This is a genomic window from Streptomyces sp. NPDC057543 (assembly GCF_042801895.1).
Taxonomy (GTDB): domain Bacteria; phylum Actinomycetota; class Actinomycetes; order Streptomycetales; family Streptomycetaceae; genus Streptomyces.
On sequence record NZ_JBHVFF010000054.1, the window covers coordinates 23,043 to 35,264 of the forward strand.

At 70.0% G+C, this 12,222-nt stretch carries 11 protein-coding genes; 7 read left to right on the top strand and 4 right to left on the bottom strand.

Features of this window, described 5'->3' with window-relative positions; genetic code table 11:
- The first annotated feature begins 21 nt into the window (after positions 1–21).
- From ectA to ACFU8Q_RS12265, 5 genes are all read left to right on the top strand, one after another.
- On the top strand, positions 22–486 hold the full coding sequence (ectA, locus tag ACFU8Q_RS12245) for a diaminobutyrate acetyltransferase (RefSeq protein WP_384451617.1): 465 nt from the start codon (positions 22–24) through the stop codon (positions 484–486).
- Positions 487–656: 170 nt separating this feature from the next.
- The gene (gene ectB, locus ACFU8Q_RS12250; RefSeq protein WP_384451588.1) at positions 657–1,925 is read left to right on the top strand and encodes a diaminobutyrate--2-oxoglutarate transaminase; all 1,269 of its coding nucleotides are present in this window, start codon (positions 657–659) and stop codon (positions 1,923–1,925) included.
- A gap of 71 nt (positions 1,926–1,996) precedes the next feature.
- On the top strand, positions 1,997–2,395 hold the full coding sequence (locus tag ACFU8Q_RS12255; RefSeq protein ID WP_093539722.1) for an ectoine synthase: 399 nt from the start codon (positions 1,997–1,999) through the stop codon (positions 2,393–2,395).
- 3 nt (positions 2,396–2,398) lie between these two features.
- Complete coding sequence (gene thpD / locus ACFU8Q_RS12260) at positions 2,399–3,292, top strand: ectoine hydroxylase (protein ID WP_384451591.1); 894 nt, start codon at positions 2,399–2,401, stop codon at positions 3,290–3,292.
- 92 nt (positions 3,293–3,384) lie between these two features.
- On the top strand, positions 3,385–4,410 hold the full coding sequence (locus tag ACFU8Q_RS12265) for a VOC family protein (protein WP_384451594.1): 1,026 nt from the start codon (positions 3,385–3,387) through the stop codon (positions 4,408–4,410).
- A gap of 397 nt (positions 4,411–4,807) precedes the next feature.
- Here ACFU8Q_RS12265 and ACFU8Q_RS12270 read toward each other — a convergent pair whose 3' ends face one another.
- Both ACFU8Q_RS12270 and ACFU8Q_RS12275 read right to left on the bottom strand, forming a co-directional pair.
- Positions 4,808–7,432 carry a SpoIIE family protein phosphatase gene (locus ACFU8Q_RS12270; protein ID WP_384451620.1) on the bottom strand — a complete coding sequence of 875 codons (2,625 nt, stop codon included), beginning with the start codon at positions 7,430–7,432 and terminating at the stop codon, positions 4,808–4,810.
- 376 nt (positions 7,433–7,808) lie between these two features.
- Positions 7,809–8,885, bottom strand: a complete 1,077-nt coding sequence (locus tag ACFU8Q_RS12275) for an alkene reductase (protein ID WP_384451597.1) — start codon at positions 8,883–8,885, stop codon at positions 7,809–7,811.
- 156 nt (positions 8,886–9,041) lie between these two features.
- Between ACFU8Q_RS12275 and ACFU8Q_RS12280 the strand changes: the two genes are divergently transcribed.
- On the top strand, positions 9,042–9,590 hold the full coding sequence (locus ACFU8Q_RS12280; protein WP_384451600.1) for a MarR family winged helix-turn-helix transcriptional regulator: 549 nt from the start codon (positions 9,042–9,044) through the stop codon (positions 9,588–9,590).
- A gap of 29 nt (positions 9,591–9,619) precedes the next feature.
- Here the strand turns inward: ACFU8Q_RS12280 and ACFU8Q_RS12285 are convergent, their stop codons facing one another.
- Positions 9,620–10,681, bottom strand: coding sequence for an aminotransferase class V-fold PLP-dependent enzyme (locus ACFU8Q_RS12285; RefSeq protein WP_384451603.1), 1,062 nt, complete (start codon positions 10,679–10,681; stop codon positions 9,620–9,622).
- 293 nt (positions 10,682–10,974) lie between these two features.
- Positions 10,975–11,694, bottom strand: a complete 720-nt coding sequence (locus tag ACFU8Q_RS12290) for a DsbA family oxidoreductase (RefSeq protein WP_384451606.1) — start codon at positions 11,692–11,694, stop codon at positions 10,975–10,977.
- Between the two features lie 282 nt (positions 11,695–11,976).
- Here ACFU8Q_RS12290 and ACFU8Q_RS12295 point away from each other — a divergent pair.
- The coding region (locus ACFU8Q_RS12295; RefSeq protein WP_384451608.1) for a transposase at positions 11,977–12,222 on the top strand (246 nt) is incomplete at its 3' end.

Genomic DNA, 12,222 nt, shown 5'->3' on the forward strand with positions numbered 1-12,222 from the left:
CTCACCATCGACACCCCACGAGTGGAGGACGGAGCCGCGATCTGGCGCATTGCCCGCGACTCCGAGGTCCTGGACCTCAACTCCTCGTACAGCTACCTGCTGTGGTGCCGTGACTTCGCGTCCACCTCCGTGGTCGGCCGCGACGAGACCGGCGAGCCCGTCGCCTTCGTGACGGGGTATCTCCGGCCGGACCGTCCCGAGACGCTCGTCGTCTGGCAGGTGGCCGTCGACCACGCCCGCCGCGGGACCGGCCTCGCGGGAAAGCTCCTGGACGCGCTGACCTCGCGGGTCGCGGCCGAGCAGGGCCTCGCCTCGGTCGAGACGACCGTCACCCCGGACAACACCGCGTCGGACCGGCTGTTCACCTCGTACGCACGGCGCCACGACGTGGCCCTGGAGCGCGAGGTGCTCTTCGACGGCGGGCTGTTCCCGGAGGGAACGCACCTTCCCGAAGTGCTGTACCGCATCGGTCCGTTCCACGCGTGAGCGCGTCAGCGCTTCCCGCGTGAGCCCGTCAGCGCTTCCCGCGTGAGCCCGTCAGCGTTTCCCGGGTGAGCGCGTCGACCGGTTCCGCACGTGAGCGCCCGGCCCGTTCCACTCCTGAACACACCCGCACCGCCACCCGTCACACACCCCCCTCAAGCAGGAGATTCCCGGTGACCATCACCCCGCCCGCGCTGAGTGTCTTCGAGACCCTGGAGTCGGAGGTAAGGAGCTACTGCCGCAACTGGCCCGCCGTGTTCGACCGTGCGCAGGGCGCCCGTCTGACCGACGAGGACGGCCACAGTTACCTCGACTTCTTCGCCGGCGCCGGATCCCTCAACTACGGCCACAACAACCCGGTGCTGAAGCGCGCGCTGATCGACTACATCGAGCGCGACGGCATCACCCACGGCCTCGACATGGCCACCACCGCGAAACGGGCCTTCCTGGAGTCCTTCCAGAACAACGTGCTGCGCCCGCGTGACCTCCCGTACAAGGTGATGTTCCCCGGCCCGACCGGCACCAACGCGGTCGAGGCGGCGCTGAAGCTGGCCCGCAAGGTGAAGGGGCGGGAGTCGATCGTCTCCTTCACCAACGCCTTCCACGGCATGTCGCTGGGCTCGCTCGCCGTCACCGGCAACGCCTTCAAACGGGCCGGGGCCGGCATCCCACTGGTGCACGGCACCCCGATGCCGTTCGACAACTACCTCGACGGCCGGGTGCCCGACTTCCTCTGGTTCGAGCGGCTCCTGGAGGACCAGGGCTCCGGTCTCAACAAGCCCGCCGCCGTGATCGTCGAGACGGTGCAGGGCGAGGGCGGCATCAATGTGGCGCGCGCCGAGTGGCTGCGGGCGCTCGCCGATCTGTGCCGCCGCCGCGACATGCTGCTGATCGTCGACGACATCCAGATGGGCTGCGGACGTACGGGCGCGTTCTTCTCGTTCGAGGAGGCCGGCATCACCCCCGACATCGTGACCCTGTCCAAGTCCATCAGCGGCTACGGACTGCCCATGTCGCTCTGCCTGTTCACACCGGAGCTGGACGTCTGGGGGCCTGGCGAGCACAACGGCACCTTCCGCGGCAACAACCCGGCGTTCGTCACGGCCGCTGCCGCGCTGGACGCCTACTGGGCGGACGGCCAGATGGAGAAGCAGACCCTGGCCCGCGGCGAGCAGATCGAGCAGGCGCTGCTGGCGATCTGCGACGAACACGCCCGGCTCGGCGCGCAGTTCCGGGGCCGTGGACTGGTCTGGGGCATGGAGTTCACCGACAAGGCGCGCGCCGCCGCGATCTGCGCCCGCGCCTTCGAGCTGGGCCTCCTCGTCGAGACCTCCGGTCCGCAGAGCGAGGTCGTGAAGCTGCTGCCGCCGCTGACCGTCACCCCCGAGGAGCTGGACGAGGGCTTGCGGACGCTGGCCCGCGCGGTCCGCGAAACCGCCTGACCCCGACCCGGACCACCCCGGCGCGGGTCCGACGAGAAACATCCCCGTAGAGAGAAAGGCACCGAACCACCGTGATCGTCCGATCGTTCAGTGACATCGAGAACACCGACCGGCATGTGAAGGCCGCCTCCGGAACCTGGGAGAGCAAGCGCATCGTGCTCGCACAGGAGAAGGTGGGCTTCTCGCTCCACGAGACCACGATGTACGCGGGTACCGAGACGTCGATGTGGTACGCGAACCACATCGAGGCCGTCCTGTGCGTCGAGGGCGAGGCCGAGCTCACCAATGACGAGACCGGCGAGAAGCACTGGATCACCCCCGGCACGATGTACCTGCTGAACGGCCACGAGCACCACACCATGCGGCCGAAGACCGACTTCCGCTGCGTCTGCGTCTTCAACCCTCCGGTCACCGGACGGGAGGAGCACGACGAGAACGGTGTCTACCCGTTGCTCACCGAGGAGGGCTGAACCATGACCACCGATGTACGCACCGATCTGTACCCCACCCGCGGCGCGGCCGAGATGATCACTCCCCGCCAGGACCCGGTCATCTGGTCGGCGCCCGGTGCCCCGGGGCCGGTCGCCGTGAAGGATCTGCAGGGCTTCGAGCGCGACGGCTTCCTCACCGTCGACCAGCTGATCACCCCGGACGAGGTCGCCGTTCACCACGCCGAACTGGACCGGCTGATCGCCGATCCGGCGGTGCGGGCGGACGAGCGCTCGATCATCGAGCCGAAGTCGCAGAAGGTGCGGTCGGTCTTCGAGGTCCACCGGATCAGCGAGGTCTTCGCCCGGCTGGTCAGTGATGAGCGCGTGGTGGGCCGGGCACGTCAGATCCTCGGTTCGGACGTGTACGTCCACCAGTCCAGGATCAACGTCAAGCCCGGCTTCGGTGCTTCGGGGTTCTACTGGCACTCGGACTTCGAGACCTGGCACGCCGAGGACGGCCTGCCGAAAATGCGGGCGGTGTCCGTGTCGATCGCGCTGACCGAGAACCACGACACCAACGGCGGGCTGATGATCATGCCCGGTTCGCACAAGTCGTTCCTCGGCTGTGCGGGCGAGACGCCGAAGGACAACTACAAGAAGTCCCTGAAGATGCAGGATGCCGGCACCCCGTCGGACGAGGCGCTGACGAAGCTGGCCGACCGGCACGGCATCAAGCTCTTCACGGGCAGGGCGGGTTCGGCGACCTGGTTCGACTGCAACTGCATGCACGGCTCGGGGGACAACATCACCCCGTACCCGCGCAGCAATGTCTTCATCGTCTTCAACAGCGTGGAGAACGCCGCCGAGGAGCCGTTCGCGGCACCGGCACGGCGCCCGGAGTTCATCGGCGCGCGGGACTTCACTCCGGTGAGGTGACCCGGTGAGGGGTGGGCCATATCCGTCGCCCACCCCTCACCCAACCCTAAAGTTGGTGGACCGCGAGGCCGTCACCGGCGACAGTGTGGCCCATGACCTCACTCGTACGTCACATCACGATCGACTGCGCCGACGCCTACGAGCTCGCCGGCTTCTGGTCCGGGGTGCTCGGCGCGCCGCTCTCCGACGAGGACGCGCCCGGCGATCCCGAGGCGCTCGTCGAAACTCCCGGTGCCGCACTGCTGTTCATCTCGGTGCCGGAGCCGAAGAGCACCAAGAACCGTCTCCATCTGGACATTCAGCCGCAGGACCGCACCCGGGACGAAGAGGTCGAGCGGCTGCTCGGCCTGGGCGCCACCCTCGTGGCCGACCACCGCAAGCCGAACGGACGGGGCTGGGCGACGCTCGCCGACCCGGAGGGCAACGAGTTCTGTGTCGAGTGCAGTGCGGCGGAACGGGCCTCGCTGACCGGGACCCGGCTGCCGGTCACCGCGGACGACGTGACCACCGCGGTCCGCCTCGCGGTCGACACGCTCCAAAAGTCCCCGGCGGACAACTGGCTGGTCCCGGCCGGGACGTTGGAGTGGAACTGCTGGGAGACCGCGGAGCACCTGAGCGACGATCTCTTCTCCTACGCGGCGCAGCTGGGCCCGCGGCAGCCGCCGCTGGACGCGTACGTCCCGTACCGCTGGAGCGCCAACTACAAGGGCGGCCCGGCGAACGCGATCTTCGCGGACCCGTCGGCCGGACCGGCCGGGCTGCTCCAGACGCTGGAGGCGAGCGGAGCGCTGCTCGCTGCGATGGTACGGACGGCCTCGCCCGAGTTGCGCTCGTACCACCCCTACGGGCTGTCCGACCCGGAGGGCTTCGCCGCCATGGGCATCCTGGAGACCCTGGTCCACACGCATGACCTCGCCGCCGGCCTGGGCGTCCCCTGGACGCCGCCCGCCGGTCTCTGCGACCGGGTGCTGGCCCGGTTGTTCCCGGACGCCCCGAAGGACACCGACCGGTGGACCGTCCTGCTCTGGGCCACCGGCCGCGCGGAGTTGCCCGGCCGGCCCCGGGTCGCCTCGTGGAAGTGGCACGGTGCGCCGCTGGAGGAGTCGGGCCAGGAGTAGCGGGAGCCCGGGAGGGCGCGGGCGCCGGGGGCGCTGCGGGAATCGGGCCGTGAGACATCAGCAGATCCTGGAGGAACTGGCCGCAGCGCGTGCCCGATTCGGTGCGTGGGCCTGACCTACGTACCGGCCCCGCCCATCAAGTGCTGATCACCGAGGCGCAGCAACCCCGACCACCGCACGGCGGCGATCCTTGGCCGGGCGGCGGCCTCTGGGCGATGTGCGACCTCGTGAGCCTGCAGGAGGATGTGCGGGGACTTCTCGCCGGACGCCCGGCCCACGGCCGGCGGAAGCTCTGGAATGAGACCGTCGGCGTCGATCGCACGACGGTCCTGGTGCCGGCCACCATTCCGGGACGGCCGAGGAGGTGCTCCGCTCGGGGGGGGTGCCGATCCAGCGGTCAGAGTTCCGCGTCGAGGATGTCCGGCCACGCCGTGCCGTCCACGCTCCCATCGGATCGGGGCAGCGCCATCTCCGCCCAGATGACCTTCCCCTGGGGGGTGTAACGAGTGCCCCAGCGTTCGGCCAATCGGGCGACGAGGAACAGACCGCGGCCTCCTTCGTCCATCACGGCGGCGTAGCGCAGATGGGGCGAGGTGCTGCTGCCGTCAGCCACCTCGCAGGTCAGGGTGCGGTCGTACAGCAGTCGTACGGTGACCGGCTCGGAGCCGTAGCGGATGGCGTTGGTGATCAACTCGCTGAGCACCAGTTCCGTGGCGAAAGCGAGCTCGGACAGACCCCAGTCGTCGAGCTTCCCGGCCACGAGAGCACGCATCCCGGCCACGACGGCGGGATCGAGCGGTACGTCCCAGTCGGCGACACGGTCGGACGGGACAGCCCGTGTCCGGGCGATGAGCAGCGCCACATCGTCCTTCGGCCGGCTCGGCAGGAGCGCGTCGAGCACCGCCTGACAGCTCCCCTCCGGCGACCGGTCGGGGTGGTGCGCCAGGGCCTCACGCAGCATCTCGATCCCCACGTCGATATCTCGGGTGCGATCCTCGATGAGCCCATCGGTGTAGAGGACGAGCTGCGTGCCCTCCGCCAGTTCCAGTTCCGCCGTCTCGAACGGCATACCGCCCAGGCCTAGGGGCGGGCCGGCCGGAAGGTCGGGGAACGACACACTGCCGTCGGGCCGGACCAGTGCGGGCAGGGGATGCCCGGCCCGGGCCATGGCGCAGTGGCGGGAGACGGGATCGTAGATCGCGTACAGGCAGGTGGCTCCGATGATCACCGGGTCGGCGTCGGTCTCCGCCTCCTCCTGGTCGATGCGTCCGATCAGGTCGTCCAGACGGCTGAGGATCTCGTCGGGCGGCAGGTCGAGTGTGGAGAAGTTGTGCACGGCCGTGCGCAGCCGTCCCATCGTGGCGGCCGCGTGCAGGCCGTGGCCGACGACATCCCCGACGACCAGCGCCACCCGACTGCCCGGGAGCGGGATCACGTCGAACCAGTCGCCGCTCACCCCGGAGAGCGCGGGCAGGTAGCGATGGGCGACGTCGAGCGCGCTCTGTTCCGGCAGGGCCCGCGGGAGCAGGCTGCGTTGCAGGGTCACGGCCATGACGTGCTCACGGGTGTAGCGGCGGGCGTTGTCGATGCTGACGGCCGCCCGGGCGACCAGTTCTTCGGCCAGGGACAGATCGTCTTCCTCGAACGGCTGGGGCTTCTCGGAGCGCCAGAAATTGGCCATGCCCAGGATGACGCCCCGTGCCTGGAGGGGCACCGTGATGAGCGAATGGATGCCGTAATCGACGATCTTCCGCGTCCGCTCCGGGTCCTGGGCGAGCCAGCCGGGTGCGGCGGACAGGTCGGGCACCAGCTCCGGCCGGCCGGTGGCGAAGGCCCGTGCCTGCGGCGTGGAGGGGAGAAAGCTGACCTGGTGGCCGAGTTCGTAGAGGGGATGGTCGTCCCTGATGCCGCGGACAGCGGTGCGGCGCATGTCCATGTCCGTACCGGTCGGCTCGTCCCCGTGGAGGACCGGACCGGCCAGATCGACGGTGACGAAGTCGGCGAGCCGGGGGACCGCGATCTTGGTCAGTTCCTCGGCCGTGCGCACCACATCGAGGGTGGTACCGATGCCGAGACCGGCGTCGTACAGGAGGCGCAGCCGCTCGCGGGCGTTCTCCGCCCTGCCGGACAGCGCCCGCAGCTCCGTGGAGTCGCGCAAGGTCGCGACTGTCCCCTGGGGGCCACCGTGACGGTCCGTGGACCGCTGGTTCACCGCGAGCAGTCGGCTCCCCGCGAGGAGCACTTCGTCCGTGGCCGCGCGCCCCGAGGTCAACAGCTCCACCGTGCCGGGATCAAGGCTGGACAAGTCCGAGATGTGTCGCCCCTCGGCGTCGAGCGGCAGATCCAGCAGCCGTCTGGCCTCGTCATTGGCCAGCAGCAGTCGACCGTCCTTGCTGATGATGAGCACGCCTTCGCGCACGGCGTGCAGCACCGCGTCGTGATGCTCGTACATACGAGTCATCTCGGCAGGGCCCAGACGGTGGGTCTGCCGCCGCAGTCGCCCGGCCACCAGCGCCGTCCCGCTCGTGGCCACGCCGAGCGCGACCGCTCCCGCACCGAGGATGATCGGAATCTGCCGTGCCACCACGCCTGTCACGTGCTTGACCTTCATGCCGGCAGCCACCAGGGCCACGACCTGCGCGTGATCGTGGACGGGGACGATCGCCTGCACCTCGCGGCCGAGCGGACCGTTGACGCTCTCGGTGTACACGTGGCCGGCCAGCGCCGGCGCGAGGGTGCCGACGACCCTCTTCCCGATCAGGTCCGGCCGGGGATGCGTGTAGCGGATTCCTTTCGTGTCCGTCACCACGATGAAGTCGACGCCGGCCGCCTTCCGCCCCGCCTCGGTGAGCGGCTGGAGCACCCTGGAAGGATCAGGGGCTTTGAGCGCGGTCAGGAGGCCCGGTGAGTGCGCGAATGTCTGCGCGACGGCGATGGACCGGCTTCTCGCCTCCGCAGTGCTGTCGTGCCGGGACTGCACTACGAGCGCGAGCACCGCAGCGGCCACGAGGAGCACGACCACAGCCACCTGAAGGGCGAAGACCTGGCCTGCGACGCTCCGAGGATACTTGCCCGCGAGTGACCGAACCTGCGCGCTCCGGAATCGGCCGAAACGATTGACCACATTGCCCTTTGTAACACCGGGAGGTCGAAGGTGCGTGCGGTCAGGGCTCGCTCGGGGCGGGACCGCGCGGCGGCCCGACGACGATCCGGCAGCCGTGGGACCGGATCGGCCCGGCAGCCGTGGGACCGGACCGGCGCCAGGACGGTACGGATACGGCCGGCCCGGATCGGTGGGGAGGACCCGGCCCCGGTGATACTCCCCACCGGGCCGGTGCGTCGCGATTCCCGCTGTCGCGACCGGCCGGAGGTCGTGCGGTCCGGCGGCTCTCCCGGTCTCAGGACTGAAGGGCGTCCAGCGCCGGGTAGTCGACGTATCCCTTCGCGTCCCCGCCGAAGAAGGTCGACGGGTCCGGAGTGTTGAACGGGCCGCCGGCCTTGAGCCGGGCGGGCAGGTCCGGGTTGGCGAGGAACAGCGCACCGTAGGAGATGATGTCGGCGATCCCGTCGTCGATCACCGTGTGATCGTCCGGTCCGGTCGGCCCGTCCGTCAGCGCGTTGAGAACGAAGGTGCCGGAGAACTGCTTACGCAGCGCGAGCGTCAGCTCGCGGATCCCCACCGACTCCAGGACGTGCAGATAGGCGAGGCCGAGCGGCTCGATCTCCCGTACCAGCGCGGTGTAGACGGCTTCCGGCGCGGGCTCGTCGATGTCGTTGTACGGGTTTCCCGGCGAGATGCGCAGCCCGGTCCGCGCCGCGCCGATCTCGGCCGCGACGGCCTTGACCACCTCGACGGCGAACCGGATGCGGGCCTCCTCGGAGCCGCCCCACTCGTCCGTGCGGAGGTTGGTGTTGGGTGCGAGGAACTGGTGGATGAGGTAGCCGTTGGCACCGTGCAGCTCGACCCCGTCGAAGCCGGCGTCGACCGCGTTGCGTGCGGCCGCCGCGAAGTCGGCTATGGTCCGGCGGACTTCGTCACCGGTCAGTTCGCGCGGTGTGGTGAAGTCCTCCAGTCCCGCGCCGGTGTAGAGCTGACCGGCGGGCTTGACCGGGGAGGAGCTGACCGGCGTGAGCCCGTCGGGCAGCAGGACGGGGTGGCCGATCCGGCCCGTGTGCATGAGCTGGGCGAAGATCCGGCCGCCCGCGGCGTGCACCGCGTCGGTGACCTTGCGCCAGGAAGCGAGCTGTTCCGCGCTGTGCAGTCCCGGGGTGTTGGGGTAGCCCTGGCCCACCACCGATGGCTGGATGCCCTCCGTGATGATGAGGCCCGCCGAGGCGCGCTGGGCGTAGTACTCGGCGACGAGGTCGGTGGCGGTGCCGCCCTCACCTGCCCGGCTGCGGGTCATCGGCGCCATCGCGATGCGGTTGGCGAGCCGAGTGCCGGACAGGTCGATCGGGTCGAATGCGGTGGTCATGGAAGCTCCCGGGGGAATTATGTGGTCGGCCAAGTATTAGCGCCTCGCTCACTGTAACCCATTACTTGGCCGACCAAGGTAAAGTTGTCGGAAGGCGGCCGGACCGGCATCGGAGCAGCCGGCCGGAGCGCTGCCGAGGAATGCCGAGGAGTCCCGATGAAGGCCGAACGAGTCGAACGAGCCGAGTCCGCCGCACCGGCTGGCCCCGCCGAATCAACCGATTCCGCGGATCCCGCCTGTACGCGACTGCCGAGCGCCGCGCTCGGCGGCCCCGTCAGCCATGCCGTCTCGCGGGTCGCCCGGCTGCACCGGATCGCCGCGGGCAAACTACTCAAGGGGCTCGGGCTCTACCCCGGCCAGGAGTTCCTGATGATGTACTTGTGGGACGCGGGTGCGGTGCGCCAGTCCGAGCTGATCAAGGCGATGGAGCTCGACCCCTCCACGGTGACCAAGATGCTCCAGCGCCTCGAACAGACCGGGCACGTCCGCCGCTGCCCCGACCCCGGCGACCGCCGGGCCGTCCTGGTCGAGGCCACCGACGACAGTTGCGCGCTGCACTCCGACGTCCAGCGGGCCTGGACGAATCTGGAGGAGCACACCCTCGCCGGGCTGGACACGGCCGAGCGCGAGGAGCTGGCCCGGCTGCTCGCCAAGGTCGAGGAGAACCTCTGTCACGAGACCGAGAACTGCCCCGGCCTCCGCTGACCCCTTCCCACACCGGCTTCCGGGCGGGTTCAGCCGGAGAGCGCGTCCAGGACCCGGTCCACATCGGCCTCCGTGTTGTACAGGTGGAAGGCCGCGCGCAAGCTCCCCGCACGGTTCGATACCACCACCCCGGCCCGCGCCAGCTCGGGCTCCCGCCCACCGAGTCCGGGCACGACGACGATCGCCGACTCCCCCGGAACCACCTCGTGCCCCAGCCCGGCCAGCCCTGCCCGCATGCGGGCCGCGAGCCCGGTGGCGTGGGCTTGGAGGGCCTCGATGCCCACCTCGCCGAGCAGCGCGAGGGAGTGCTCGGCGCCGTGGTACGAGAGGAAGGCCGGCGGTTCGTCGTAGCGGCGGGCGGTCGGGGAGAGCCGCTCGACCGGGCCGTAAGAACTGTTCCGGGGGTCGTCGGAGGCGACCCAGGCGGCGAAGACGGCCGGCAGGGTGCGCTGCGCCTCCTCGGTGACGGTGAGGAACGACGCGCCCCGCGGGCACAGCAGGAATTTGAAGCCGCCGGTGACGGTGTAGTCGTACGCCCCGGCGTCCAGCGGCAGCCAGCCGGCCGCCTGGGAGGCGTCGAGCAGCGTGCGGGCTCCGTGGACGCCCGCCGCCGCGCGCACCGCTTCGAGATCGGCGATCCGGCCGTCGGCGGACTGCACGGCAGAGAATGCGACGAGCGCGGTACCGGGCCGTACCGCGTCGGCCAGCCCGTCCAGCGGGACATAGCGCACCTTGAGGTCGCCACGGACCGCGAACGGGCTGACGACGGAGCTGAACTCCCCCTCGGGCGCCAGGACTTCGGCCCCCGCCGGCAGCGCGGCCGCGATCAGCCCGACGTGCACGGAGACGGAGCTGCCGGTGGCGACCCGGTCGGCGCCGATCCCGACGAGGCGGGCGAAGCCGGCCCGGGCCGCGTCCACCGCTTCGAAGTCGCCGGAGCCGACCCTGCGGCCCGTGGCGATCGCCTCGGCGAGCGCCTTCACCGCGTCCACGGAGCGGCGGGGCAGCAGGCCACAGGTGGAGGTGTTGAGGTACGTGGTCTCCGGCGCGAACTCGTCGTCCACCGTACGGCTGAGCGAAGTAGTCTCCATGATCCCAGCGTGCGGCGCCGTTGACTCCTCGTCAATTACGAAGAGTCAGGGGGCACACCCCGACGGTGCCGCGGGCTCAGGGCGGTGCAGCCACACGAACTCCGGCTCGAAGCCCGGCTCGGGCACAGCTTCCGGCCGGCGGGCTCAGGCATGACGTCCGGCCCGGACTCAGGAATTGCTTCCGGCCGACGGGCTCGGACGTAGCTTCCGCCCGTGGGCCCAGGCGTAGCTTCCGGCCGTGGGCTCAGGCGTAGCTTCCGGCCGTGGGCTCAGGCATGACGTACGGTCCGGACTCAGGCATTGCTTCCGGTCTGCGGAACCTCGCACGCACCGTCGGCGTCGCACGCCGCTGCGTCCCCGCCGATCGCCGTGAGCGGTCGGTCCTGCCACGCCTGTTCGAGTGCCTGGGCGAACACCTCGGCGGGCTGGCCGCCGGAGATCCCGTACCGCCGGTCGAGCACGAAGAACGGCACGGCGTTGGCCCCCAGCTCGGACGCCTCGCGCTCGTCGGCCCGCACCTCGGCGGCGTACGCCTGAGGATCGGCGAGAACGGCGCGCGCCTCGTCGGCGTCGAGACCGGCCTCGACGGCCAGCTCGACCAGCACGTCACCGTCGAAGACGGAACGCTCCTCGGCGAAGTTCGCCCGGTAAGCGAGACTCAGCAGCTCGTCCTGGCGGCCACGGACCTTGGCCAGGTGGAGCAGCCGGTGGATGTCGAAGGTGTTGCCGTGATCACGGCCCTCGGTGAGGTAGCCGAGCCCTTCGGACTGCGCGTTGGCCGCGACGTTCGCCTCCATGGCCCGTGCCTCTTCACGGGTGCGCCCGTACTTCTGCGCCAGCATGTCGATCACCTGCGCGGTGTCGCCCTTGGGGTACGCCGGGTCGAGCTCGAAGGACCGGTGCACGACCTCGACCTCGTCGCGGTGGGCGAACCCCGCCAGCCCCTTCTCGAAGCGGGCCTTCCCTATGTAGCACCAGGGGCAGGCGATGTCGCTCCAGATCTCGACGCGCATGTCTCTTCTTCTCTCCGTGTTCCCGTACGTACAGCTCGGACGACGCGGAGCCACCCTCCGCTCCCGTACACAACGCGTGCGCGGACCCTCTCATTCCCCGGCTGCGTCCTAACGGTCCCCGTCGCGGGCGCGCCTCGGCTAACTTGATCTTTAACCTTGAGATCCGAACGACTCGTCGTACTTGATCACTCGGAACGGTAATTGCCCTGCACGGAGGCGGCCTTCGGCTGAGCATGTGATCCGACCAAGGAACACACAACGCCCAGCACGAAGGCCGTGGGGATGAGTCTGTCGCATCATGTTGTCCGGCAGGATCCGTTTGCGGAACTGTCACGCTTCCGGGGTGAGTTCTACTCCTGTCTGACCAGGCGTGCGGATGCGTTGTTCGAGCTGGCGGACGCCGTGTTGTGTGCGGACGGCCCGGTCCGGTCGTTGGTGGAACTGTCGTTGGTGGGCGAACACCGTCGCGGGCACGGCGGGCTCTACGACGCCCTGTCCGCGGGCCGGGTCGATGTCGCCCGGCTGCGA

Coding starts and splice junctions, on each gene's coding strand:
- thpD (WP_384451591.1), top strand. CDS start 2,399: ATGACCACCGATGTACGCACCGATCTGTACCCCACCCGCGGCGCGGCC.
- ACFU8Q_RS12265 (WP_384451594.1), top strand. CDS start 3,385: ATGACCTCACTCGTACGTCACATCACGATCGACTGCGCCGACGCCTAC.
- ACFU8Q_RS12275 (WP_384451597.1), bottom strand. CDS start 8,885: ATGACCACCGCATTCGACCCGATCGACCTGTCCGGCACTCGGCTCGCC.
- ACFU8Q_RS12280 (WP_384451600.1), top strand. CDS start 9,042: ATGAAGGCCGAACGAGTCGAACGAGCCGAGTCCGCCGCACCGGCTGGC.
- ACFU8Q_RS12285 (WP_384451603.1), bottom strand. CDS start 10,681: ATGGAGACTACTTCGCTCAGCCGTACGGTGGACGACGAGTTCGCGCCG.
- ACFU8Q_RS12290 (WP_384451606.1), bottom strand. CDS start 11,694: ATGCGCGTCGAGATCTGGAGCGACATCGCCTGCCCCTGGTGCTACATA.